Genomic DNA, 26,224 nt, shown 5'->3' with positions numbered 1-26,224 from the left:
ATGAAAAATTTTATCATTAAATTCTCTGGTGTGTTTTTTATTATTTTTTTCATGGTTTTTTTGTCTTTGCTTTTTTATTTTTGGGGGGATGAGTTGGGATGGACATCTCCGAAAGATAAGTTGCTGGTTGGTGGAGCTATCCTGTCGGTTTCCTTTTTTCTCTCCTTGGCGCTTGCCAGTCGGCGTTCATTAATTGCTGTAGGTTCCAGGTTGAGATTCTTTCGTAAAGTAGGTGATGAACCTAGGAATATGGCCGCTCAGAAAGTTCAGCTAAAACATTTGGTTGTTAGCAGTACCAAGATAAGTGAACTGCGGCACTCTCTCCGGACTCGCTATGGCCGCTTCTGGCCCCGCAAAGTGCGCATTCTCTTACTCACCGGCAGTGCGGCGGATGTGGAACAACTGACTCCCGGCCTGACGTCGCAATACTGGCAGGAAGACAGTGGCACGGTGCTGCTGTGGGGGGGCGATCTGGGGGCGCAGGCCGATAGCGCGTGGCTGAGTGCTCTGCGTAAATTACGCGGACGTCCGCTGGATGGTGTCGTTTGGGTGACATCAGCCTTAGCTCAAAGCACTACGCTTGATCAAAAAGAATCTAAAACAATCCTCTCCACCGATATGATGGACAGTGTGGCGCAGGCGTTCGCTTCACGCTATGAACTCCTCGGCTGGCGGCTGCCGTTGTATGTCTGGTCATTGCATGCCGAGGATGGGGCTGATCGCATCACCCAATCCGTCGGCTGTCTGCTATCCGCGGGCTGTCAACCTGACGAACTGAGTATGCAACTTACCGGGCTGCTGCCATCACTGATTGAACAAGGTACGCAACAGATTAGCAGCAATACCCAGCACCCGTTTTTGTTGCAACTGGCCGATCAGTTAACGCGTCAGCCGGACTCTATCGCCGGTCCTCTTGCGACTCTGCTGAACCCCTATCGTCCTTCACCGCTGGCGGGGGTGATATTCAGTCCGGCATCCGTCAATGCAAAACGCAGCGTGAAGCACCACTGGGGCAAGGATAACCGCTGGGATGTAGTGATTGATTCATTACCATCTTTGCCCTCAGGCTTAGCTGCGAAAAAGCTCGGGTTCGCCTGGCGTAAAACGCTGGGGATGGCGATTGCAGGCCTTATGGTGTTGTGGGGGGCGGGTATGGTTATGTCATTCCTGATCAACCGTGACACCATTAATACTAGTGATGCTCAGGTGAAACTGGCGGCTAACGTGCAACAGCCCCTGCCAGCACGTCTTCAAGCGCTGCTGGATCTGCAACACACGATAGACAGATTGCAGTATCGCCAACAACAGGGCGCACCTTGGTACAACCGGTTCGGTTTGAGTCAGAACGATTCTTTGCTGGCCGCACTCTGGCCACACTATCGAGCCACCGCTACCCCTCTGCTACGCGATGCTGCCGCCGGTCACCTTGAAGAGCAACTCCGCACTATGGCGCAGTTGCCACCGGACTCTCCATTGCGCGATATGCTGGTAAAACCCGCCTATGACCAGTTAAAACTCTATCTGATGCTGGCACGCTCGGAGAAAATGGATGCGCCATGGTTTAGCACCACGCTGCTCCGCGACTGGCCGCAGCGTAGCGGTGTGCCGGACAGCCTTTGGCAGGGCAGTGGCCCCACTCTGCTGGACTTTTATGCCCGCAATCTTCCCCTGCACCCGGTCTGGCGTCTGAAGCTGGATGAAAACCTGGTCAGTCAGGTGCGTACCCGGTTGATCAGTCAGATGGGGGCACGTAATAGTGAATCTTCGCTCTACCAAAAGATGATGACTCAGGTCGCGCATCAGTATGCTGATCTGCGCCTGTCTGATATGACCGGCGATACCGATGCTGAACGGATTTTTACCACCGATGCCGTCGTGCCAGGCATGTTCACCCGTAAAGCCTGGGATGATGCAGTAAAACCGGCGATTGAAAAAGTAGTCAGTGAGCGCCGTGAGGAGATGGACTGGGTGCTGAGTGACAGCCAAAATGCCGTGTCGCAGCAGGATTCTCCCGAAGCCCTGCAGGCTCGTCTGAAGGAGCGTTATTTCGCTGATTTTTCCACCAGCTGGCTCGATTTTCTCAACAGTTTGCACTGGCAGCAGGCACAAACGCTATCGGACTCGATCGAGCAGCTTACTCTGATGGCAGACGTGCGTCAGTCCCCGCTGGTGGCGCTAATGAACACCTTGAGCGTACAGGGTAAAACCGGGCAAACCGGTGAGGCGCTGTCTGACTCGTTGGTGAAGTCGGCCAAAAACCTGTTAAACCGCGATGAGCAACCCGCCATTGATCAACAAGCGGGCGCACAAGGGCCGCTGGATGCCACTTTTGGCCCGGTACTGGCACTGATGGATGGCAAGGCTGGCGGGCAGGGCAATACCAATCTCAGTCTGCAAACCTTCCTGACCCGAGTCACCCAAGTGCGCCTTAAACTCCAGCAGGTGGTGAATGCTGCCGATCCTCAAGCTATGACCCAAACTCTGGCGCAGACGGTATTTCAGGGTAAGGCCGTCGATCTGACCGAAACCCGCGATTACGGTAGTTTGGTTGCCGCCAGTCTCGGCCAGGAATGGAGTGGTTTTGGTCAGACGGTGTTTGTCCAGCCGATGGAACAAGCGTGGCAGCAAGTATTAACACCTGCTGCTCAGAGCCTGAATGCCCAGTGGCAGGCGTCGATTGTTGATGATTGGAACAGTACCTTCGGCGGGCGTTATCCCTTAAAAGATACCAGCAGTGAAGTGTCACTCCCGCTGCTGGCACGTTATCTCAACAGCGACAGTGGCCGTATCGCCCGTTTTCTGCAAACCCGGCTGAACGGGGTGCTGCACAAAGAGGGCAGCCATTGGGTGCCGGACAGCATTAATGCTCAGGGGCTGACATTTAACCCAGCATTCCTGAAAGCCGTGGACCAACTGAGTTATTTGTCTGACGTAGTGTTTGCCGACGGTGAAGCAGGCATACGCTTTGAACTGCGCCCCGGTACTGCGAAAGACGTGATGCAGACCGATCTGGTTATCGACAGTCAGAAACTCAGCTATTACAACCAGTTGCCGGTCTGGAAACGTTTCACCTGGCCCCATGACACCGAAGCACCGGGTGCCAGTTTGAGCTGGATAAGCACCCAGGCCGGCACTCGACAATTTGCTGATCTCCCCGGTGCCTGGGGCTGGATCCGGTTACTGGATAAGGCGCAGGTCACCCCGTATCAGGGCGTGAACAGCAGTTTCAATCTTACCTGGAAAGCGCCAGACGGCAGGCCGCTGAACTACACCCTACGGACAGAAGCCGGAGAAGGCCCGTTGGCCTTACTGAAACTGCGTAACTTTGTTTTACCGACGCAAATATTCAGTGTGGATACCACTAGCGGCGTTCAGAAAATGGATATCGCAACTGGAGAGGAATACTGATGGCTACGTTGCACTCCTTACTCAACGCTTGCCATGCAGAACAGCAGATGCTTTCGCAGCAAGTACAGCAGCAGATTTCACTTTGGGAGAAATGGCTGGTCCCCATAGCCGCGGATTCACCGGTAGGTGATGACCCCGGTTATGACGATGACTTCCAGCAGATGCGTGAAGAGGTCAACAAACTGTCTGGCGCGGACACCGGGTTGGTCTGCGCACTAGCGGAGAAGTTGCTGACCGGTGCGAGCAAGGATGTGCGCGTCGCGACCTACTATATCTGGGCGCGACTGCACATCGATGGCGAAAGCGGGTTGGCAGACGGCCTGGCTCTGCTGGCCGGATTGGTTCAACGTTTTGGTGATGCACTGCATCCACAGCGAGGCAACAGCCGTAAATTGGCACTGGAATGGCTGGCGGGAAGCCGGGTGCTGGACAGCTTGTCATTGTATCCGGAAGTGGCAAAAGCTGACTTTGAGCGTATTGTGGGCGCGCTGGCGTTGATAGAAGACAACATTATCGGTTGGGATGAGTCGACCCGCCCTCAGTTCGGTGGGCTTTATGCGGCTCTGGAAAACCGGCTGATGCAGTCCGGCGGCCCTGACGCCGTCATTCCGCAAAACAGCAGCCCCTCCCGTCACGCCACACCTGATGCTCCTGCACTGAAAGCGGTCAGTTCCGGGCGTGATTTACTCGATCAAGCAAAACTGCTGGCAAAATACTTGCGCGACCAGCCGAACGGATGGCTGTCGGGCCATCATCTGATGAAAAGTATTCGTCTGGATACCCTGCATGAATTGCCGCCGTTGGCAGCAGACGGATGTACCCGACTGGCCCCGCCAAAGCCGGAGAACCGTGCGCTGCTAAAACGTCTCTACCTCCAACAAAGCTGGCTGGAACTGCTGGAGCAAACCGATATCCTGTTTGCTCAGGGTGTCAATCACCTGTGGCTGGATCTTCAGTGGTATACCCATCAGGCACTGATGAAATCGGGCGCGCCCTATGAGCGCTGGGCTGACATCATTAAGCAGGATTTGAATGGCCTGCTGATGCGCCTACCGGGGCTGGAAGGGCTGGCATTCAATGATGGTACGCCGTTCGCCGACGAAGTAACCCTGCACTGGATAAACCAGCACGTCATGGCAGCAGAAAGTTGGGGCAGTGAGCCCGCGTCATCAGCCAGTACGGCGGGTGATGATGATGTTCTACAACTGGAGCCGGAAGCGCTGGCACAAGCTGATAGCGAAGGTGTGGAAGCTGCGCTAAATTGGCTGCAAAACCGTCCCGGCGCTCGTACGCCACGCCACCAGTGGCTGATCCGTCTGCTGATGGCTCGGGTCGCCGAGCAGTACGGCAAAAACGACATGGCATTGCATTTGCTGGGTGAACTGGAGGGGAACGCTACCCGGATGACACTCACCCAATGGGAGCCGGAACTGCTGTTTGAAGTGAAAGCCCGTCGCCTGAAACTGTTACGGATGAAAGCCAGCCGAACAGAGTCGGACAAATCACGTTTGTATGGCGAGATGGAAAACCTGCTCGCCGGATTAGTTGCACTCGACCCGGCAAGAGCCGCGGTGCTGTGTGGTTAATCGATAACCCTATCCTGATAAAAGAAAACCATGAAAGACCTTACCCTGCGTTATTACGATGCTGAAATGCGCTATTTGCGCGATGCAGCGAAAGAGTTTGCCCAAACTCATCCTGACCGGGCGGCGATGTTAGATCTGGATAAACCCGGAACCCCTGACCCTTACGTGGAACGCTTGTTTGAAGGTTTTGCCTTCTCCATGGGGCGGCTGCGCGAAAAAATTGATGACGATCTGCCAGAGTTCACCGAAGGGCTGGTGAGCATGTTGTGGCCGCACTATCTGCGCACCATTCCCTCATTGTCGATTGTTGCGCTGACCCCGGATGTGCCGGCGATGAAAATAGCCGAAACCGTGCCTGTCGGCATGGAGGTCTATTCCCGTCCCATCGGGCCGAAAAATACTGTCTGCCAGTACCGCACCACCCGCGATATGGTACTCAACCCGCTCGCTGTCTCAACCGTGGTGATGGCGACTGAGCCAGACGGCCGTTCGGTGCTGCGCCTACGACTGGCCTGCAGCCCGCAGGCTGACTGGTCGCAGGTGGATTTACGTCGCCTGTGCTTTTATCTGGCGGGAGAAGCACCGGTTAGCAGTGCGTTACATCTGGCTCTCACCCGGCGTCAGGCCGCGCTTTATTTGCGTTTGCCCAATCAGGCTGATCGGATAAAACTGGATGGCTGGTTTTCCCCCGGTGGCTTTGCAGACGAAGACCTGCTGTGGCCCAAAGGCGATAGCGCATTCAGTGGGTATCAACTATTGCTGGAATATTTCACCTTCCGCGAAAAGTTTATGTTTGTGCATCTGAACGGGTTGGAAACCGTGACGCTGCCTGCGGGGATAGCCTGGTTTGATATCGAAGTGGTGTTTGACTGCCAGTGGCAAAATGACTTGCCGGTCAGGAATGACGCGCTGCACCTGCATTGTGTACCAGTGGTTAACCTGTTCTCACTGGAAGCGGATCCGCTGACCATCAATGGGCTGGAAAGTGAGTATATGCTGCGCCCGCGCCGCTTGCAGGATGGGCATACTGAAATCTACTCCGTGGATGCGGTGACTGGCTCACAGCGGACCTCCGATGCCACCTATGTCCCGTTTACCAGTTTTCGCCATCGCGGGGGGATGCAGCGACGTCATGCGCCGGAACGTTATTTCCATACCCGAGTGAAACGGGGAGTGACCGGGTTGCACGATACCTGGCTCATTCTCGGGGGGCAACAGTGGGAAGCAGACCGACTGTTCACCCGCGAGGCGGTATCGCTGAAAATTACCGGCACCAATGGCCAGCTACCGCGCAAAGCGTTACAGAGCACGCTGTTGGATCGCTGTGAAGCGGTATTACAGACGCCGCTGCAAGTACGCAATCTTTGCAAGCCTACGTTACCATCTTATCCACCGGCAGAAGACCACTTCCAGTGGCGGGTATTGAGCCATCTTGGTTCAAGTTACCTCAACCTGATGAGCAGTGCACAAGTGCTGCGTGGGACGCTGGAGCTGTACAACTGGCAAGGGGATGAGCTGAATAATCGCCGTCTTGATGCCATTCAACGGGTGCAGCACCACCAGGCTCAGCGGTTTGAAAAGGGCTTTCTGCTGCGGGGCATCGATATTGAAGTGACGCTGGATGGTAACGGCTTTACCGGTGAAGGCGACATTCATCTGTTCGGGGAGATGCTTAACCGATTCTTTGCCCTTTACGCTGACATCCATCTGTTCAATCAGCTCACCCTTATCGTCCAGCCTGCCGGGAAATGTATCCGATGGAAAGAGAATCACAATCAGCGCCTGCCCGGTTAATCGAACAACTGTGGGATAAACTGCCGTATACCCAATTTTATCGCTTCTGCCAGTTACTGGAGCAAAGCCAGCCAGATGCGCCCCCGCTGGGTAGCCACTGGCAAATCAGGCACGATCCGGTGCGATTTCGCCCCCATCCGGGCATGGGTTTTCCGGCCAGTGAATTTAAACGGATGGAAATATCCGAACATCCACACCTGCCGCCGACCATTCGCACCACTTTTATGGGGCTGTATGGCGTGGAATCACCGCTGCCCACCGCGTATATCGACGATATTACCCAGCGCCGGGAAGGGTATGAGGCGGTCAGCGACTTTCTCGATATCTTCAATCACCGACTGACGACGCAGTACTACCGCATTTGGCGTAAATACTCTTATCCGGCCAGCTTCTCACCGGGCGGTACTGATAAAACCTCTCGGTACTTGTTGAGCCTTTGTGGTCTGGGTATTGAGGGGTGTGCCCAAAATATCGCCACGCCGGTATCTCGTTTTCTGGCGCTAACCAGCATGATGCGTCTGCCCACGCGGACTAGTGAAGGCATCATTGCGCTGGTTCAGTTGCTGGCACCGGAAACAGAGGCTCATGTGATAGCCCATGATCGCTGTCGTATTCCCTTGCGCAATCCATTGACCATGAGCGCACGCCACCCCGTCAGCATGAGTAACAGCCCGGTGATGGGCAGCCATGCGGTGGATGTTAACAGTCAGGTATTGTTGAAATTGAAGACGGATAATCCCGATGAAGCCAGAGAGTGGCTGCCCGGCGGGCAGTTACACACCGATTTATTTGCGTTATTACAGGTGTATCTGGGGTCGCGTCTGCATGTGCGTTTACAGCTGTCAGTGTTACGCGCGCTTCTGCCTGATGCGCAACTCTCCTGTCAACCGAAAAGCACGGGGATCCTGTTAGGCAGAACCTCCGTGATGCGAACACAACGCATCGCGTCAATCACATCCACCGACACCGAAATGATCACAATTAATCTGGGCCGCTATCAGCGTGTTCAGGAAAATCTTGACCGAAGGGACACCGATGAATATGGCGATTACCGCTGGTAAAACACGTTTTGCATTATTGATGCTGGTCATGATATCCACCCTGAGCGGATGTGGACTGACCCAGAAAGTGAGTGACGGCACCGTCGCCGTGACTAAATCCATTTTTTATAAACAGGTGAAAACCCTGCATCTGGATATCCAGGCGCGGGATGCGATAAACAACAACGCGAACGGGGCTCCACTGGCTACTGTAGTGCGTATCTATCAGCTACAGGATCGCAAAACGTTTGATGGCACCGACTATCCCTCTTTATTTGCCGAGGACAGTCAGGCAATAAAAGCTGACCTGGTGGCTGAAAAAGATATCCGTATTCGTCCGGGTGCTGCCGTGTCCATTGATATGCCGATGGACGAAAAAGTGCAGTATGTGGCAGTGGTAGGCATGTTTCTGGCACCTGATATTGCTAACAACACCTGGCGGGTGGTGTTGAGCCGTGACGACCTCGATCCCGATAAGGCTCGTCAGATTGAACTGAATAATCATGGAATGGCGTTATTACCTCTAAAGGATAAGTAAGATGTCCCAGCCTTCTCTCTATGAAATGCTGTTCGGCAATTTAGCGGGTGGCCTTGACCTCCATCAGGTGAGCGAAGCTAATCAGGTCATTCTCTCGGTGCTCGACAATATGCAGCGCATTCTTAACTGCCGCGCCGGTACGCTTAGCCATCTGCCGGATTACGGCCTGCCGGATATGAGCAAAATCTTGCAAGGGATGCCCGGTACGGCACATTCACTGCTGACCACGCTTTCTGACACGCTGCTGAAATATGAGCCACGGCTGAATCGTCTCAATGTGGTGCTGCTACCGCAATCCACCCTGGGTCATTTGGAGTATGGGATTGATGCCGAGCTAAAAGAGTTCGGGCTGGTGCACTTTGGCACGGCATTTATGCCAGAAGGCCGGGTGTTGATTCGCCATCTTAGACAACAACACTATCTCAATCCGGGCGACTCATTTTAACGCCGCTTCAGGGAAGACAAACCGATGATATCGAATACCGAACGTACGCTAAAAACGGGTACAGACCCTCGACACTTGGCTGAATTCAGCGCGTTACGTAATGAAATTGGCAAGTTACATCATCCCGCCCGTCCGGATGTTGATTGGGTGCGGGTTGAGCAGCTTTGTTTGGCGCTGTTTCGTCAAAATGGGGTTGAGTTGCAGACCACGGTTGATTTTACTTTAGCGCGAACTCACATCGCAGGGCTGGCTGGATTGTGTGAGGGGCTGGAACTGTTGGCAGGATTAATCTCTCATCAATGGAGCACCTTGTGGCCGCAGCAAACCCATGCGCGGGTTGAATTATTGGCCTGGTTAAGTGATCGGCTGCAACAGGTCTGGCGTACCCTGACGCTGTGTTACGGCGACTTGGCACAGGTGTATCGGGCAGAGCGGGCGCTGGAGCAATTGTGTTCACAGTTGCAAACGCTGGAACTTAAGCATCTGAGTAAATTGGATGGGGTACGCCTGATGTTACATAACGCCGCACTGCGGCTGGAGAGTACCGAAGCGGCCGTTGAGACACCGGCTCGATTGAGTGTACCTGTACGGCACGTAGGTATGTCGGAGCCAGAATCGCCGCCACAACCGGCATTGTCGCCTACTGCATCCAACACTCCGCTGGTCTATATTGTCAACGAACCGGCTCCACCGAGTGTTCAGGTGGCTTTAGCTCCACCTGAGCCGCCGCCTCCGCGCTGGAATGCCGGGCACGGTTTTGTTGCCGGGTTATTGTTGATGGCGATGCTGATGACGGCGTGCATCTATATCTGGCAGTCGATGTCATCCAATCCCGTGAGGGAAACATTGCTCGCCAATGCCAGTCCTTTGCCGACACCGCTGAGTGCTAACTCAATAGCTGAACTGAAAAAACAGGCTTCAGATGCTGAGTGGGCGCGCTTGGCCGAACCCGTGCTGAAAGCCAGCGGCTCACAATTGGATCAACTGGCGATATTGCCGCCGTTATGGGCACAGATGCGGGGGGATGAGCTGTTAGCTCAGGCACAACAACTGTGGCCTGCGAGTCAAGAGGTTAAACGACTGGCTGCGTTGTGGCAGCAACAGCGAGAAGCCGGTGCTGCACCATTGGTCGAGTTGCAACACTATGCATTGGCACAAGAACGTTTGCGGCAACTGGCAGATCGACTGAATGGGTTGGATGAAAAGAAGGGACGTTATATGACGGTCTCGGAGCTGAAAACGGTGGTGTTTGCAATTCAACAACCGCTGGCAAAAGCGTTACCGATAGAGGAGTTACTGCGTCAGTATCAGGAACAAATCGAATCAGGCCAAACCCCGTCATCGGTACTGCGCCAACAAATAGACAGCCGATTTACCCAACTTATGAACCGCTATGCGTTGCTCAGGTTACCCGAAACGACATCACAGTAGGTGATGTTACAGGGGCTAACTCGAAAGCAGCTCAGGCCTTGCTTGGGCATTCAAGTGTTACGGTTACTCTGGTATATGTTGGAGGAAATATAGGGAGTTACATTAAAAAAACTACCAATATTTGCAAAAAATTGACATAAAAAAACCGAAGATGCATTAGCACTCTTCGGTTTCTTCGTACTCTATGTTCAACCAAGGTGTAGCGATTACAGCCTACTTTACGATGATGATTCGAGTACTTTGTCATGCCAGTTAAGAATATTAGTTCTTAACAAACAGGTTATGAATAGTGGTGCCCGGACTCGGAATCGAACCAAGGACACGGGGATTTTCAATCCCCTGCTCTACCGACTGAGCTATCCGGGCAACGGGGCGCATTAAACCGTATTGGCACCAAATCGTCAATGAGTTTCTCATATAAAGGCGATCAGTTGCTCTCTTTTCATGCGAAAATCGCTAAAGAATGTTGGCATGATGATTTTTTCATTAGAGTGCACTGGTCCATCTGCTTGATTTATCGATTTTTTATTTTTCAGTTTGTTAGATAACAATAGCTTAGATATTCACTAAATATGCATTTTTATTGAATTTTAAGGGTTGAATCGCTCCCATAAACATGTAATTATTGCGAAAATTTAGCGTTACTATTCATTCATCTAGTCCATATAATTTCGAGAGTTTAAGTGGGGGGCAGTTATGGCATTTTCACATTATCCAATGCATATTCAGCGCCTCACGTGCCACTTCTTCAGTCCCATTTCTATTAAGTCTATTATCCCTTCCATGCGGTAAAGCTACGTGTTGCTCACTGTTAGGCATTATTAAAAATAGAGCCAACCCTCTGATTTTACTGATGTCTATTGGTCGATGCTGAGACCAGTCCACTCACTATTCTGGCTTTCCTTTTGGCTGCAAGATGAGTGCGTCCAGGATATCAATTGCCGGTATCACAATAGCTTCTCAATGTGATGCTATCTATATGCCAAAGTGGCAGCCTCATCCCTGACCGTTTGAGAGTAAGTGACATGACACAATTAAAAATCGCAACAAGTGCTCGTTTGGCCTCTTATATAGAAAGCCAGCGAGGGGTGGTATATCTCAATCAGACGGATTTTACGGATGTTGCCGCGGTGGTGATGTCGGTAGAAGATGCGAATGCCGGTATATTGTCAAAGCTATATGATCTGGGCTTTGCTATTCCTACTTTTGTTGCTGTCACGGCAGAACAGACGGTTTCTGCAGATTATTTGCCCCTGATTAAAGGAGTTATCACACTCGGTGAGGCAAATAAGGCATTTTACAACGCTCAGGTAGAGGCCGCCGCCAGCGAATATCAAAAAAATCTGTTACCGCCTTTTTTCTCAACATTAAAGAAATATGTCGAGATGAAAAACTCAACCTTTGCTTGCCCTGGGCATCAAGGTGGCGAGTTTTTCCGTAAGCATCCCGCTGGCCGTCAGTTTTTTGAATTCTACGGTGAGACAATTTTCCGGTCAGATATGTGTAATGCTGATGTCAAATTGGGTGACTTGCTAATCCATGAAGGTGCGGCAAAGGATGCACAAAAATATGCGGCTAAAGTCTTCAATGCGGATAAAACCTATTTTGTTCTGAATGGGACTTCTGCGGCCAATAAAGTGGTTACTAATGCTTTATTGACCCGTGGTGATTTGGTGTTATTCGACCGAAATAACCATAAATCCAACCACCATGGTGCACTGATTCAAGCAGGGGCAACGCCTGTTTATTTAGAAACTGCCCGCAACCCGTTTGGTTTCATTGGTGGTATTGATGCGCACTGTTTTGATGAACGCTATTTGCGTCAGCAATTGAATGAGGTTGCCCCTGAACGTGCGGGTGAGGCACGGCCATTCAGATTGGCCATCATTCAGTTAGGTACATATGACGGTACTGTGTATAACGCACGACAGGTAGTTGATAGTATTGGCCATTTATGTGATTACATTTTATTTGATTCGGCGTGGGTGGGTTACGAACAATTTATTCCGATGATGAAAGACTTTTCGCCGTTGTTGTTGGAATTAAATGAAAACGATCCTGGGATTATTGTGACTCAGTCGGTACATAAGCAGCAGGCTGGTTTTTCACAGACCTCTCAAGTACATAAAAAAGACAACCACATTAAAGGGCAAAAGCGCCACTGTAACCATAAGCGTTTTAACAATGCATTTATGCTGCATGCATCGACCAGCCCATTTTATCCTTTATTTGCGGCATTGGATATCAATACCAAAATACATTCTGGTGACAGTGGCCGCCGTATGTGGATGGACTGTGTAAAACTCGGAATCGAGACCCGTAAATTATTATTAGAGCGCTGTTCAATGTTACGGCCATTTATTCCACCCACAGTAGGGGGTAAAAATTGGCAGGATTATGATACGGATATTATTGCCAATGATGCCCGCTTTTTTAATTTTGTTCCCGATGAACGCTGGCATGGGTTTGAAGGATATAACCAAGACCAATATTTGGTTGACCCATGTAAATTATTACTGACCACGCCGGGTATTGATGCCAGTAGCGGGCAATATACCCCGTTTGGTGTACCAGCCGCGATACTGGCAACCTTCCTGCGAGAAAATGGCATTGTGCCGGAAAAGTGCGATCTGAATTCGATCCTGTTCCTGCTAACACCTGCGGAAAACCCAGGTAAAATGGCTCATTTGGTTGATATGTTAGTGCAGTTTGAGCGCTATCTTGAACAAGATGCACTGCTGTGCGATGTATTACCGACGATATATCGTAAAAATGAAGAACGTTATCGCAGCTATACCTTGCGTCAGTTATGTCAGGAGATGCATGACCTGTATGTCAGTTATGATGTAAAGCAGCTGCAAAAGGATATGTTCCGAAAAACCAGTTTTCCGCAGGTTGTGATGAATCCTCAGGATGCCAATATTCAATTTGTCCGTGACAATATTGAACTGATACCTATTGCTGATGCAGAAGGGCGTATTGCTGCTGAAGGTGCGTTGCCCTATCCGCCGGGGGTGTTGTGTGTTGTGCCTGGTGAAATATGGGGTGGGGCGGTGCAGCGTTATTTCCTGGCTCTGGAAGAGGGTATCAATTTATTGCCGGGTTTCTCACCGGAATTGCAGGGTGTTTATATCGAAAAAGGTGATGTGGAGTGGCGGCGTATTTTTGGTTATGTCATTACTCAGTAATCTGAAAACAGTATGACAGCCGATGAGGATGTCGGCCGTCATACTGTAGCTTATCCCTATTAGGATTATCAGTAACTGAAATAGCGTACCAATAAAACAGTACCTGAAAGCAGTAATAAGATGTTGATGATCTTAATCAGTTGTTCACGGCTGATTCCTAAGCTGATTTTATTGGCAATTGCCAATCCGACTAACATCCCAGGGGCTAATAGCAATACCATCCACAGAATTGACAAGTCCATATAGACTCCGGCCAGCGCAAATAAAATCACTCTGGTCAGGGTACTTAGGCCAATAAGTGTCGTCTGCGTAATCCGTAAATTGTCTTTACTGGCTATCCGTCCGGATAAATAAATAGCATAGATAAACCCGCCGCTACCAAATAATGCACTGAAGATACCGCCAATTAAGCCAAAAGGAATGGCGGCTGTAGGCTTGAACTGCTTTTGTGGTTTGCGTCGACTGAGGGAATAAATCGCATATAAAATGACAAATATGCCCAACGCCAATAGCAAAATATCGGGGCGGGTTCGCAGCAATACCGTTGCACCTATCAGGCTGCCAATAATCATCAATGGCACCAGACGCTTGAGCTCAGCAATATCTGCATGGCGGCTATGACGCGCTACGTTGGTGATTGCGGCAACCATATCAATAATGGCTAACAATGGGACAATCTTTGCTACGGGGATAAATAGTGCTAAAACCGGGCTGGCAATTAACGCGGAACCAAAACCAGTAATACCAAAAATAATATAGGCAATGACCATGGTGGAGAAGATTGCCACCATTTCAAAAGCGGTAAGTCCAAAGTCCATTTGTTCAATCTGCCAGTAGTGGATTGAAAGTTGTGAGCGATACTATAATCGTTTTATTGCGAATGGTTGTTATTCAAATGTGCACAGTTATTCGCTGATCACAATTTTAGTCATAAAAAATGGCACAGCGAGCTGTGCCATTGATATCTTTTAGACTAAGGTTGCAGCGGTATTAGTGGCGACGGTAGCTCTTCTGCGCGCTATTCACTTTCACCAGATAACGGCGAGATTCACCAGATGGGTGCTTAGTGGTTAGCGTTTGGAATACATCGCCCGGAGCCATATTGTTAATAATATTTACTGCCTGGTTCTTGTCGCTGGAGAATACCCGCAACACGCTTCCAGCACCGCCATTATAGGAAGTAATGACCGCATAACGGCGTGAAGTGGCATTTTGAATGCCGCCTAAATAGGTATTTTGCAAAATGGATAGATAGGCTGTGCCTGCATCAATATTATTCGCAGGATCAAATAGATAACTGCGGCTAGGTTGGCCACTTTTACCTTTCATTTTAAACACATCCCGCCCGGCAGTGTGCTGAACAACCTGCATCAGACCCAGTGCATCAGAGCCACTGACTGCATAAGGGTTGAAGCTCGATTCTGTTTGCATAATTGCCAGAATCAGTGATTCTTCTACACCATATTTTTCGGCTGACTGGCGCACCAGCGGCAGATATTTATGAGCTCGCTTATCCAGATGGTTAGGCACTAACTGCAGGGTCACCGACCAGATAACATGCAAACCAGACGTGCGTTTTTGCATTTTGTTTTGCAGTAAATAATCGGCGAAATGTGCAGCTCGCCATTCCCAACGAATAGGCTCGCCATTGTTATCCAGTACCTGCCCATAAAGGAACGGTTCTTTGCTGATTTGGATATCGTTGGCATCAGAATAGAGATCGATAGAGCCTGGATCATCGCCCATTAATAATGTGGTAATGATCGCCTGACGTAAGTGAGCCGCCGGATCGGTCGTGGCAATAGTTTCAACCGTAATAGTACCGGCATCAAAGTTGATATGGCTGCGGGTTTGATATTGATCCGTATACTTAACGTAATCTTTTGGGCCCGCGATTAAGACTTCTTTTAATCCCCAAATATTTTCAATGTTATGGGCAAACTGACCCATTAAAATTTCAAAACCGTTAGTGTCTTTGATAAAGGCTTCGTTATCTGCCTGATTTTTATTGCCTGAGCAAGACACTAACAAAGGTGCAATGACCAACAAAGCTAAAATTTTCTTCATCTTACAAGCCATATCTTGATGAGGAATTTACCCGCCATATTTCGAGTTACCCGTGCGTTAGCTGCTTTTTTATAACTCAAACTATTTAGGGTAATACCCGTCATACTGTACGTTACCAGTGCGTTGGCCCCGAGTGATTACTGACTCGGCGGAGTATAACCTTCAATATGAACATCCTGCCCTTCGAACAGGAAATTGACCATTTCCTGCTCCAGCAATTTGCGATCTTCTACATTCATCATGCTAAGTTTTTTCTCATTAATCAGCATGGTTTGTTTAGCTATCCATTGTGACCAGGCTTCTTTCGAGATTTCGTTATAGATACGTTTGCCGATTTCGCCTGGATACAGCTGAAAATCTTGTCCTTCAGCTTCCTTTTTTAAAAACGTGCAAAAAATCGTTCTGCTCATGTTAAATCCTCTTCTATGACTGACGTCAAATAAAGCTGTTTGGGTAGATGGCGGTATTACCCGTTATGGTTTTGCTAACTCAGTTTTGCCAATTCTTCTTTTGCTAACTCTTCTTTTGCTAACTGAAGTAATAAACGCTCAACTGGAGCGGCCAATCCTACCGATGGTGGCTGTGCTAAGTTATACCAGAGACCTGCCCCATCATCCATGCATCCACGAACTGATGCAGTATCCAGCCACATTGGAACAATATCCAGATGGAAGTGGCTGAAGGTGTGACGAAAAGCGGTTAACTGCTGCAACTCACTGGCGGCCATACCCCGTTGTTGCAACCAGCTATCTAAATCCTCTTGCCCGGCAAATTGTGGGAAACAGAATAATCCACCCCATAGTCCAACGGGTGGGCGTTGTTCGAGCCACACCTGAGAGCCATTTTGCAGCAATAGAAAATAGGCCGTTTTTTCCGGTATCGTCTGCTTGGGTTTCTTACCTGGATAGCGCGCCCAACTATGGTTGGCATAAGCGAGACAACCTATATTCAATGGGCAAAGTTCGCACTTGGGCTTGGAGCGGGTGCAGACAATAGCGCCTAAATCCATCATTGCCTGATTAAATTGGCCCACTCCCTTGGCTGGGGTGACATCCTCACTAATTTGCCACAGTCGCCCTTCGACATCTTTTTTACCCGGCCATCCTTCAACGGCGTAGCAACGAGCCAGAACGCGCTTAACATTACCGTCCAGAATAGGGAAATGCTGCCCCAAAGAGAGCGATAAAATCGCGCCAGCTGTGGAGCGGCCTATGCCGGGTAATGCGAGTATCTCGTCAAAAGTTGTCGGAAATTCACCCTGATGGCGTTCAACAACTGTTTGAGCGGCTTTATGTAGATTTCTGGCTCGGGCGTAGTAACCCAAGCCAGTCCATAAATGCAGAACTTCATCCAACGGAGCAGCGGCTAAAGCACGAATATCAGGGAAACGCAGCATAAAGCGTTGGAAATAAGGAATGACCGTTGCAACCTGCGTTTGTTGCAACATCACTTCTGATAGCCAGACTTGATACGGTGTTTTATCCAATTGCCATGGCAATGTTTTGCGGCCAAAGCGTTGGTACCACTCAAGTACCACGTGCGCGAATTGTTGCGCTTGCATCATAAGCAGGTATCGATATCCGGCAGAGAAATAAATTAGGGCTGGATTGCAGCATAGAGTTATCACGCTGTAAACCCCCATCGTCCTTGACGCTACAACGGTGTTAGCTGAGCTCACTTACCCGAATCACTTACTTATGTAAGCTCATCGGGATGCACTCGCTTGCTGCCTTGTTGTAACGCCAATGACTTTGGGGGGGGCGTACAACGGTGTTAGCTGCTTTTAATGCGCATTAATCGGTTATTTACCGCTTAATTTTGTACTTATGGCCGCCAGAGTTGATAAACTGGCGTATCTTTGCATAATGCGCGTTCGTATACGCAACCAACAGACAGAAAGCACCATGATAAATGACGTCATATCTCCGGAATTTGATGAAAACGGCCGCGCGATGCGCCGTATTCGTAGTTTTGTCCGCCGTCAGGGGCGCCTGACCAAAGGCCAACAACTGGCGCTCGATAACTACTGGCCGGTGATGGGCGTAGAATATCAGCCGACTCCTGTTGATTTCACCGCCTTGTTTGGCCGTGAAGCGCCAGTGGTATTGGAAATCGGTTTTGGCATGGGAACCTCGCTGGTCACTATGGCTGCCAGCAATCCACAGCAGAATTTTCTCGGGATAGAAGTACACTCCCCGGGTGTTGGCGCATGCCTGGCTTCAGCACATGAAGCGGGCCTGAATAACTTGCGAGTTATGTGCCATGATGCGGTCGAAGTGCTGGAAAATATGATCCCAGATGCATCGCTGGACATGGTTCAGCTGTTTTTCCCTGACCCATGGCACAAAGCACGCCATAATAAACGTCGTATCGTCCAGACACCTTTTGTCGAATTAGTAAAAAGTAAATTAAAAGTGGGTGGTGTGTTCCATATGGCGACCGACTGGCAGCATTATGCGGAACATATGCTGGAGGTGATGTCAGGTGCGAACGGGTACTGCAACCTTTCAGAGCAGAATGATTATGTGCCTCGCCCGGACTCACGTCCGCTGACAAAATTTGAATTACGCGGCCAGCGCCTGGGACATGGCGTTTGGGATCTGATGTTTGAGAGGAAAGAATAATGGCTAAGAATCGTAGTCGTCGTTTACGCAAAAAAATGCATATCGACGAGTTTCAGGAGTTAGGTTTTTCTGTACAGTGGACCTTCCCAGAAGGCACTGGTGTTGATGTTATTGATGAAACTGTCGATGCTTTTATCGATGAAGTCATTGAAGCAAACGGCCTGGCATTTGATGGCAGCGGCTATTTGCAGTGGGAAGGCCTGATTTGCCTGCAAGAGATTGGTCATTGCACTGATGAACACCGTGCGCTGGTAACTAAATGGCTGGAAGCTCGCAAATTGAAAAATGTAGAAACCAGTGAGCTGTTTGATATCTGGTGGGATTGATCTTCCGTTTTAACGGTAGATAATTAATAAGGGCGCCTAATGCAGGCGCCTTTGTTTTTATCAGACGCAGTTAGCGGAACGGTTACCGGAGATTGATTGGGAGCATGGTTGTGGCAGCAGCTTTAGGGGTAACAACAGCTTTAGATAATAACTTGCTGGCGGATATCTTGCAGCAGGTGCGCCCGCTGATTGGTCAAGGGAAAGTGGCGGATTATATCCCAGCCTTGGCCGAGGTTTCGGCTGACAAATTGGGTATCGCGGTCTGTACACTGGATGGCACGATATATCAGGCCGGAGATGCTAATGAGCGCTTTTCTATTCAATCGATTTCAAAAGTATTAAGTTTGACGCTGGCATTATCCCGTTATGGCGAGCAGGAAATATGGCAGCGAGTGGGTAAAGAGCCATCAGGCCAGCCATTTAACTCACTGGTACAGTTAGAGTTAGAAAAGGGCAAACCGCGCAACCCGTTTATTAATCCTGGGGCGCTGGTAGTGTGCGATATGCTACAAAGCCGTCTGAGTGCTCCGAAGCAAAGGATGTTAGAAGTGGTGCGCCAGTTAGTAAATGACGACAACATTAGCTACGACCCGCGAGTGGCGCGCTCGGAATTTGAGCATTCAGATCGCAATGCTGCTATTGCCTATCTAATGAAGTCTTTTGGTAATTTCAACAACGATGTTCTGACAGTACTTCAGACCTATTTCCACTATTGCGCCATGCGCATGAGTTGTGTCGAACTGGCTCGCTGCTTTGTCTATCTGGCAAATCAGGGGCGCAGTATTAGTGGGCATGGCTCGCTTATCACACCCATGCAAGCGCGGCAAATCAATGCTCTGATGATTACCAGCGGTATGTATGATGGAGCCGGTGAATTTGCCTTCCGCGTGGGGATGCCGGGTAAATCGGGGGTCGGAGGCGGGATTATCGCCATTGTGCCTGACGAGTTATGTATTGCGGTTTGGTCACCGGAATTAGACCATGCCGGGAACTCTCTGGCCGGAACGGCTGCCTTAGAGCTACTGGCGCAGCGGATTGGCCGCTCCATTTTTTAGGACAGCTCCCCTTCATGCTTAAAGTAAATTCTGGCAGGGTGGGGATTAGCACGTTATAAATAGCCATAGAAATACAGGATGGCACAGTTTCTCAGGAGTCTTATGTTACTTAAAATGAAAGCATTACGAACGGTCGGTCTGGCAGTATTGATGCTGACTGCCTGGCAGGCACAGGCTGATTATCAGTGCAGCGTAAAGCCGCAGGATGATGTGATTATCAGCCCACAATCTGTACAGGTGGTGGGTGCCAGCGGTAATTTGCAGATTTCGCCTGACGGTGATGTTACCCGTAATGGCAAGACATTAACTCTGACCGATGCGCAGCGCCAGCAGGCTTTCCGCTATCAGACCGCCTTGCGCAAAGATTTACCGTGGATAGATCAGGGAGCGCAGCAGCGACTGGAAAAAGCGCGGGTTTCATTGGATAAAGTGATTGTTCAGCAACTGGGCAGCAACAGCAATGTGCGTAACCGGCTAACAACGCTGAATGATCAGCTTAAACAACAAATGAGCCGTATTATTGAGAAACGTAGCGACGGCTTAACTTTCCATCATAAAGCTATTGATGAGGTCGAAAAAGACGGTCGTCAGTTGGTGCAACAGAGCATGGGCGGTGTGTTGCAAGACAGTCTCAATGAAATGGGGGTTAAGCAGGCGACCAGCGGCAGTGGCGGTAATAATCCATTGCAGGCCATTATGGGCAATCTGGGTGGGTTGCAGCAGGCTATCCAAAACGAATGGAATAATCAGGAGCAGGATTTCCAGCAATTCGGGCACGAAGTCTGTGGGCGGGTGACGGCGCTGGAGCAGCAGCGTAAGGATTTACTCAAAGCATTAAACTAATATCTCCGTCATCTTTCAAGATGCAGGGTTGTTGGCTGCTATCACTTACCCAAGTCATTGAGTTATCTCAACTCCTTCGGTTCATTCTATTGCCGCCTACCTGCAACTCGAAATCTATTGGGTATAACGTGATTCTGGTTTAGCGGGTTCAGACGGAAGATGTCATCTGAACCTGTTTTCTCATTTATCTCGATAAAACAGGTAGCGTTACAAGAACAGTTCTAACAGCGAGTTAAGGAATAACTTCCCTTTCTCGGTGATCTGCCAGTATTCCTCTGTTTCGATTAAATATTCTTTCGCTAATGCCTCGTCCAGCTGTGGGCGAATTGTGCTTTCAGCTAATCCGGTAAAATGGGTGAAATCTGCCCGTGGCGCAGCTTCCAGTAAGCGGAAACGGTTCATAAAGAACTCAAAAGGCCGATCAGCGGCTTCTACCTCGTACTGTTTATCCAGATATTTACCCTGCATAAAACCACGGGGGTGTTTGGTCTTTATCGTACGTAAGATTCGCCCATCACTAAACGTGACCTTGCCGTGTGCACCACAGCCAATTCCCAGATAATCACCAAAGCGCCAGTAGTTAAGATTATGTTGGCATTGATAACCCGGTTTGGCATAGGCGGAGGTTTCATATTGCTGATACCCGGCGGCACTCAGTAACTGATGCCCTTGCTGGAAGATATCCCACAGCGCGTCGTCATCTGGCAGTGTCGGTGGGCGCGAACTAAAGCCGGTGTTTGGCTCAATCGTCAACTGATACCAAGACAGATGCGGTGGATTTAAAGCAATGGCCTGACGCAAATCATCCAGTGCTTCTTCCAATGACTGATCTGGCAAGCCGTGCATTAAGTCCAGATTAAAACTACGCAGCTCCAGTGCGGTTGCCAGCTCAGCGGCACGTTTGGCCTCATCCGGCCCATGTATCCGCCCCAGCCGTGTTAACTTCTGGGCGCTAAAACTCTGCACACCGATTGATATACGATTGATACCGGCGCGCTGATAGCCGCTAAAGCGATCCGCTTCCACCGCTCCGGGATTGGCCTCCATGGTAATTTCAGCATCAATTGCCAATGGTAGCCTGGCACGAACCCCGTCCAGTAACTGTTGCATTGCTTCGGCACTGAGCAAACTTGGTGTACCGCCACCAATGAAAATGGTGCTAATTTCGCGACCACTGACCAGAGGCACATCGGCATCCAGGTCCGCTAGCAAGTGCTCTACATATTCCTGATGAGGGACATCACCTTTCAGTGCATGGGAGTTAAAGTCACAGTAAGGGCATTTTTGCACACACCAGGGAATGTGAATGTAGAGACTCAGTGGGGGTAATTTAAGCATTGCGCAGGGCATCCAACATCAGTTTCAGTGCCTGACCACGATGGGAAACCGCGTGTTTTGCTTCACGAGTCAATTCTGCGGCTGTTTTACCCAGTTCCGGGACATAAAAAATAGGATCATAACCGAATCCAGCCGTGCCAGAAGGTTGGTGAGCAATCACACCCGGCCATTGACCATGGAATACCAACGGCGTTGGGTCTTCCGCATGACGCATATAGACCAGCACACAATGGAATTGGGCACCGCGCTGCTCATCAGGAATATCTTTCAACGCGACCAGCAGTTTCTCGAGATTTTGTTGATCACTGGCATCAACACCGGCGTAGCGGGCGGAATAAATCCCAGGCGCTCCACCCAAAGCATCAACGGCCAAGCCTGAATCATCAGCAATAGCCGGTAAACCGGTGGTTTGTGCGGCATGGCGCGCTTTCAATATGGCATTTTCGATAAAGGTTAAGCCGGTCTCTTCGGCAGATTCGACGCCCAGTTCGGTTTGCGCGACGACATCCAAACCAAAATCGGCCAGCAAGGTTGCCAGCTCGCGCACTTTGCCGGGATTACCGGTGGCTAATACTACTTTTTGCATGGAAGAGTCCTGAATTTCATTATTCTAGCGGGAAGTATTTATACCCATCATACTTCAAGTTGCACGTGCGTTGACTGCCTTCGTTCACCCCAGTCACTTACTGATGTAAGCTCTTGGGGATTAATGAGCCTCTGTGAGGCTCACCCGATGGGCTAGCATGAATGCTGTTCAAATCGGTTCTCACCGATTTGTCACTTAGTTGCCGCCTTCCTGTAACTCGAATTATTTAGGGTATATCATTCGAGCAGTGTCGCAACTTCGGGGGGGATCTGTTGCGGGTTAACTATTTTGATCTGTTTATGCCGCCCCAATTCGCCCTTTTCGATAATCACTTGGCTTTTTGCTACCCGGAACTGTTTAGCGATAAATTTGATCAAATGAGCATTAGCTTGACCATCAACGGGTGGGGCGGTGATGGCGACTTTAAGTTCATCGCCGTGTAAACCGACTATCTGGTCACGGCTGGCTTTCGGCTGAATATATAGCCTGAGCGCCAGCCCGTCCAGTAATGGGGTAACTGCACTCACAGCACGAACCAAAGCTCGCCTAGCAGATCCATACCTAAATAGTTGATCAGATACAGGATCAGAATAACCACCATCGCCGAGAAATCGATGCCGCCCATAGCGGGCAAAATGCGACGAATCGGTGCCATTAAAGGTTCGGTTAACTGATATAGCAGGTAGTCCATTGGGCTACGACCTTGACTGACCCAGCTCATTAGCGCACGAATGATCATCACCCAGAAAATCAGATAACCGGCTGCTTTCACTAATGAAATAATACCAAACAGCAAGTTATACAGGCTGAGTGACATCGAACCGCTCTGAATCAGCACTAGCAGCGGATACTTGATGGTCATCAGCAAGAATGCCAGCAGCAGCGATGCACTGTCGATTGGCCCCAGAGAAGGGATTATCCGGCGCAACGGGCCGACAATCGGTTGGGTTATTTTCACCACAAATTGTGAGAATGGGTTGTAGAAATCGCTGTGAACCCACTGCATCCAGATACGCAACAGCAGTACCATCACATACAGGTCAATAACCGTTTTGGCCAGAAAAGTCAGCGTTAGCATGAGTTGCCTTAATCCTTAATTCAATATGGTATGCAGGTAAATAGATCGACTATTCGCCTGCTTTCTAGACCCCTATCTTAACGGGAAAGTATCAGAGCCAGTGTCGTGTTTTGTAAATTTTGCCGCTGTTAGAACAGCTTTTCCATTTCTTTTGCTCGCACAATGGCAGCTTGCATGGCACTGGAAACAATTTGGGGTAAGTGTTGTTCGTTAAATACCCGGATTGCTTCGGCCGTCGTGCCCCCTTTAGAGGTTACCTGTTCACGCAATGTTGAAAGCGGTAATTGCGGGTTGGCTTCCACTAATGCTGTTGCACCAGATGCCGCTTGCTGCACCAGCATTCGGGCGGTTTCACTGTCAAAACCTAAACGTTCGGCTTCTTGCTGCATCGCTTCCATAAACAGGAAGAAATAGGCCGGTGCGCTACCTGCGGCGGCGATAACGTTGTTGATGCCATTTTCATCATCTACCCAACAAACTTTGCCCACTGAGCTCATCAGTGAAGCCGTGAAATCACGGTCATCTTGCGAGACTTGCTCTGGCGCATACAGGCCGCTCATCCCTTTCCCCACCAGCGATGGTGTGTTGGGCATGATTCGCACCAAATTGAGATTATCGCCCAACAGCGCATAAAAACGGGCTACCTGCACACCTGCGGCAATAGACAGCACCAGCTTACCGGTGAAATCGATATTTTCCTGTAAGGGTTGGCATACCGCAGCCATTAATTGCGGCTTAACGGCTAAAACAATCACTTCTGCTTTTTTCGCTTCAGCAATATTGTCGTCGCTACTGATAACACCAAACTCGGCAGCAAGTGCATCACGGTTTTTAGCTGAAGGTGCACAAACGCTGATCATGTTAGCGGGGTAACCACCTGCCACTAAACCCGCGATAATTGCGCGTGCCATATTGCCCGCACCAATGAATGTAATATTGCGATGTTTCATTAAATCAGTTCTCCTAAACCAATGGTTTTAGGTATTTAAGCGCGGGAGCCAAAAATCGCGGTACCAATGCGCACCAAAGTACTACCAGCCGCAATAGCTGCGACCATATCATCCGTCATCCCCATGGAAAGCGTATCCATCTGAGGGTAGCTGGCTTTTAAAGTCAAGAAGGCCTGATTCATTTGCTCAAATACCGCCAGTTGCCGTTGATAATCTGTTTCAGGTGCTGGAATAGCCATCAGCCCACGTAAATACAGATGAGGCAGTTCACTGATACTGGCCGCCAAAGCGGGCAGCTCCGCCAGTGCAATACCGGACTTACTCTGCTCATCACTGATATTGACCTGAATGAGGATATTCAGTGCTGGCATTTCTGGCGGGCGTTGAGCACTTAGGCGCTGTGCAATCTTGAGCCTATCGACGGTATGGCACCAGGCAAAATTCTCTGCAACTAATCTGCTTTTATTGGATTGCAGCGGGCCGATAAAGTGCCATTCAAGCTGGGAGGCATGGGCGCTTTCTGCAAAATAGTGAATTTTATCCACCCCTTCTTGCACATAGTTTTCGCCAAAAGCGTATTGCCCAGCGGCGATGGCTTCTTCGATAGCGCTCACAGGCTTGGTTTTACTGACTGCAAGCAATGTCACTTCTTCTGGAGAGCGCCCGCAGTTGCGTGTAGCGGCTGCGATTTTCGCTCTGACATCCTGTAGATTCTGCTCAATTGTGCTCATATGGACCCAGGAGTTTGATATGGATTTCACCTGTCTGGATGATAAAAACACAGACTCGGATAACCCTGAATTTAATGGTGTTTCCACCAAATACATTGAGTTGGAAAAACCTGAACATGCCGATGGTGGCTTCAACGAACAGGATTTTGCTAATAAGGTGGCGGATAGTGTAAATCATAATGCATCGGATCTGCACCTTTGTACCGGTTATCATCCGGTATTGCGCATTGATGGTGAACTGAAAACCTTTACTCACTGGCCACGCGTCAATGCCAGTTGGCTTAACGGCTTAAGCCAATATTTCTTGAGTGAGGTACAACAACGCCAGTTACAGCAAAATGGGCAGGTAGATTGTGCTTGTACCACGAGTGCCGGACAGCGGCTACGGGCGAATGTTTTTCAGCAACAGCAGGGGAAATCGATAGCTTTTCGTGTGATTTCTGCAACTAATCCCTCATTAGATGAATTAGATGCTCCAGGTATTATTAGTCGGATAATCGAACAAGATAATGGTTTGATTCTGGTTACCGGGGCGACAGGCAGTGGGAAATCTACCACATTGAGCGCGATGATCAGTGCGATGAATCAAAAGCAGGCACGTCATATCATTACACTGGAAGATCCGATCGAGTTTATTCATAGCAGCCAATCATGTTTGATCCAGCAGCGGGAGTTAGGCCGTCATATTCATTCTTTCAGTAGCGCGCTAACTGGTGCATTGCGCCAGGACCCCGATATTATTTTATTGGGGGAGTTACGGGATCAAGAGACGATTCGTTTAGCACTGACTGCCGCTGAAACCGGGCACTTGGTATTAGCGACATTACACACTCGCACCGCGACTCAAACCATCGATCGGCTGGTGGATGTTTTTCCTGTGGCAGAAAAAACGGTAATTCAGGCGCAATTAGCAGCCAGTCTGCGCGCAGTTATCGCACAAAAATTGTGTCATAAAGTGGGTGGTGGGCGTATCGCCGTATTTGAGATATTGACGCAAACCACGGCAGCTAGCCATTTGATTCGTGAAGGTAAAACCTACCAGCTACCCTCGGTGATACAGAGCGGTGGAAAATGGGGAATGCAAACTTTTGAGCAGGGAATAGCGCAGCGACAAAAACAGGGCGTATTGGCTGAGCGTCATGTTAGTCAATGAAGTGTGTTAGTCGTCAATGGATATAGAGCCGCTAACACCGCTG

General features: G+C 49.8%; 23 protein-coding genes and 1 tRNA gene. 13 read left to right on the top strand and 11 right to left on the bottom strand.

What is annotated here, in order from left to right; genetic code table 11:
• The 7 genes from FTB31_RS20760 to FTB31_RS20730 are packed head-to-tail and all read left to right on the top strand — an operon-like array spanning position 1 to position 10,242.
• The gene (locus FTB31_RS20760; protein WP_407084066.1) at positions 1-3,408 is read left to right on the top strand and encodes an ImcF-related family protein; all 3,408 of its coding nucleotides are present in this window, start codon (positions 1-3) and stop codon (positions 3,406-3,408) included.
• Positions 3,408-4,994 carry a type VI secretion system protein TssA gene (gene tssA / locus FTB31_RS20755; protein WP_077295766.1) on the top strand — a complete coding sequence of 529 codons (1,587 nt, stop codon included), beginning with the start codon at positions 3,408-3,410 and terminating at the stop codon, positions 4,992-4,994. Before FTB31_RS20760 ends, tssA begins: the two co-directional genes overlap by 1 nt.
• Before the next feature lie 30 nt (positions 4,995-5,024).
• Positions 5,025-6,788, top strand: a complete 1,764-nt coding sequence (gene tssF / locus FTB31_RS20750) for a type VI secretion system baseplate subunit TssF (RefSeq protein ID WP_077175291.1) — start codon at positions 5,025-5,027, stop codon at positions 6,786-6,788.
• Complete coding sequence (gene tssG / locus FTB31_RS20745) at positions 6,743-7,849, top strand: type VI secretion system baseplate subunit TssG (RefSeq protein WP_175628105.1); 1,107 nt, start codon at positions 6,743-6,745, stop codon at positions 7,847-7,849. Before tssF ends, tssG begins: the two co-directional genes overlap by 46 nt.
• Positions 7,830-8,366, top strand: a complete 537-nt coding sequence (gene tssJ, locus FTB31_RS20740) for a type VI secretion system lipoprotein TssJ (RefSeq protein WP_320407056.1) — start codon at positions 7,830-7,832, stop codon at positions 8,364-8,366. Before tssG ends, tssJ begins: the two co-directional genes overlap by 20 nt.
• A gap of 1 nt (position 8,367) precedes the next feature.
• The gene (tssE, locus tag FTB31_RS20735) at positions 8,368-8,811 is read left to right on the top strand and encodes a type VI secretion system baseplate subunit TssE (RefSeq protein ID WP_077175293.1); all 444 of its coding nucleotides are present in this window, start codon (positions 8,368-8,370) and stop codon (positions 8,809-8,811) included.
• Positions 8,812-8,835: 24 nt separating this feature from the next.
• Positions 8,836-10,242 (top strand): VasL domain-containing protein, encoded by a 1,407-nt coding sequence (locus FTB31_RS20730; protein ID WP_227731742.1) that lies wholly within the window; start codon positions 8,836-8,838, stop codon positions 10,240-10,242.
• Positions 10,243-10,532: 290 nt separating this feature from the next.
• Here the strand turns inward: FTB31_RS20730 and FTB31_RS20725 are convergent.
• A tRNA-Phe gene (locus FTB31_RS20725) sits at positions 10,533-10,608 on the bottom strand.
• Between the two features lie 659 nt (positions 10,609-11,267).
• Between FTB31_RS20725 and speF the strand changes: the two genes are divergently transcribed.
• Complete coding sequence (gene speF, locus FTB31_RS20720; RefSeq protein ID WP_050078901.1) at positions 11,268-13,430, top strand: ornithine decarboxylase SpeF; 2,163 nt, start codon at positions 11,268-11,270, stop codon at positions 13,428-13,430.
• A gap of 68 nt (positions 13,431-13,498) precedes the next feature.
• Here the strand turns inward: speF and FTB31_RS20715 are convergent, their stop codons facing one another.
• From FTB31_RS20715 to mutY, 4 genes are all read right to left on the bottom strand, one after another.
• A complete protein-coding gene (locus tag FTB31_RS20715; RefSeq protein ID WP_050078902.1) occupies positions 13,499-14,248 on the bottom strand; it encodes a sulfite exporter TauE/SafE family protein in 750 nt (249 codons plus the stop codon).
• A gap of 172 nt (positions 14,249-14,420) precedes the next feature.
• Positions 14,421-15,497, bottom strand: coding sequence for a membrane-bound lytic murein transglycosylase MltC (mltC, locus tag FTB31_RS20710; RefSeq protein WP_005157159.1), 1,077 nt, complete (start codon positions 15,495-15,497; stop codon positions 14,421-14,423).
• 137 nt (positions 15,498-15,634) lie between these two features.
• Positions 15,635-15,907, bottom strand: a complete 273-nt coding sequence (locus FTB31_RS20705) for an oxidative damage protection protein (RefSeq protein ID WP_050078903.1) — start codon at positions 15,905-15,907, stop codon at positions 15,635-15,637.
• A 74-nt stretch (positions 15,908-15,981) separates the two neighbouring features.
• Positions 15,982-17,061 carry an A/G-specific adenine glycosylase gene (mutY, locus tag FTB31_RS20700; protein WP_175628107.1) on the bottom strand — a complete coding sequence of 360 codons (1,080 nt, stop codon included), beginning with the start codon at positions 17,059-17,061 and terminating at the stop codon, positions 15,982-15,984.
• 340 nt (positions 17,062-17,401) lie between these two features.
• Between mutY and trmB the strand changes: the two genes are divergently transcribed.
• The 4 genes from trmB to FTB31_RS20680 all read left to right on the top strand — a co-directional run bounded on the left by trmB (position 17,402) and on the right by FTB31_RS20680 (position 20,345).
• Positions 17,402-18,121: a tRNA (guanosine(46)-N7)-methyltransferase TrmB gene (gene trmB / locus FTB31_RS20695; RefSeq protein ID WP_227731754.1), complete on the top strand. Its 720-nt coding sequence runs from the start codon at positions 17,402-17,404 to the stop codon at positions 18,119-18,121.
• Positions 18,121-18,447 carry a YggL family protein gene (locus FTB31_RS20690; RefSeq protein ID WP_005173625.1) on the top strand — a complete coding sequence of 109 codons (327 nt, stop codon included), beginning with the start codon at positions 18,121-18,123 and terminating at the stop codon, positions 18,445-18,447. The genes trmB and FTB31_RS20690 overlap by 1 nt, the downstream gene beginning before the upstream one ends.
• Positions 18,448-18,557: 110 nt before the next feature.
• Positions 18,558-19,502, top strand: a complete 945-nt coding sequence (gene glsB, locus FTB31_RS20685) for a glutaminase B (protein ID WP_407084065.1) — start codon at positions 18,558-18,560, stop codon at positions 19,500-19,502.
• Positions 19,503-19,604: 102 nt separating this feature from the next.
• Positions 19,605-20,345, top strand: a complete 741-nt coding sequence (locus FTB31_RS20680; RefSeq protein ID WP_050298543.1) for a YggN family protein — start codon at positions 19,605-19,607, stop codon at positions 20,343-20,345.
• Positions 20,346-20,552: 207 nt separating this feature from the next.
• Here the strand turns inward: FTB31_RS20680 and hemW are convergent, their stop codons facing one another.
• The 6 genes from hemW to FTB31_RS20650 form a co-directional block, all read right to left on the bottom strand.
• Entirely contained in the window at positions 20,553-21,683 is a 1,131-nt protein-coding gene (hemW, locus tag FTB31_RS20675) for a radical SAM family heme chaperone HemW (RefSeq protein WP_050078906.1), read from the bottom strand.
• Positions 21,676-22,269 carry an XTP/dITP diphosphatase gene (locus FTB31_RS20670; protein WP_227731740.1) on the bottom strand — a complete coding sequence of 198 codons (594 nt, stop codon included), beginning with the start codon at positions 22,267-22,269 and terminating at the stop codon, positions 21,676-21,678. The genes hemW and FTB31_RS20670 overlap by 8 nt, the downstream gene beginning before the upstream one ends.
• A 236-nt stretch (positions 22,270-22,505) precedes the next feature.
• Positions 22,506-22,796, bottom strand: coding sequence for a DUF167 family protein YggU (gene yggU, locus FTB31_RS20665; RefSeq protein WP_005173614.1), 291 nt, complete (start codon positions 22,794-22,796; stop codon positions 22,506-22,508).
• Positions 22,793-23,347: a YggT family protein gene (locus FTB31_RS20660; protein ID WP_050078908.1), complete on the bottom strand. Its 555-nt coding sequence runs from the start codon at positions 23,345-23,347 to the stop codon at positions 22,793-22,795. Before FTB31_RS20660 ends, yggU begins: the two co-directional genes overlap by 4 nt.
• 128 nt (positions 23,348-23,475) lie before the next feature.
• A complete protein-coding gene (proC, locus tag FTB31_RS20655; RefSeq protein ID WP_050078909.1) occupies positions 23,476-24,297 on the bottom strand; it encodes a pyrroline-5-carboxylate reductase in 822 nt (273 codons plus the stop codon).
• 35 nt (positions 24,298-24,332) lie between these two features.
• Positions 24,333-25,028, bottom strand: coding sequence for a YggS family pyridoxal phosphate-dependent enzyme (locus FTB31_RS20650; protein ID WP_050078910.1), 696 nt, complete (start codon positions 25,026-25,028; stop codon positions 24,333-24,335).
• Positions 25,029-25,047: 19 nt separating this feature from the next.
• Between FTB31_RS20650 and FTB31_RS20645 the strand changes: the two genes are divergently transcribed.
• The gene (locus FTB31_RS20645; RefSeq protein WP_227731739.1) at positions 25,048-26,181 is read left to right on the top strand and encodes a type IV pilus twitching motility protein PilT; all 1,134 of its coding nucleotides are present in this window, start codon (positions 25,048-25,050) and stop codon (positions 26,179-26,181) included.
• The last annotated feature ends 43 nt before the right edge of the window (positions 26,182-26,224 follow it).

The sequence above is a fragment of the Yersinia proxima genome, assembly GCF_902170785.1.
Classification (GTDB): Bacteria; Pseudomonadota; Gammaproteobacteria; order Enterobacterales; family Enterobacteriaceae; genus Yersinia; species Yersinia proxima.
The sequence above is the reverse complement of the archived record's forward strand: the minus strand, read 5'-3'. Positions and strand labels throughout refer to the sequence as shown.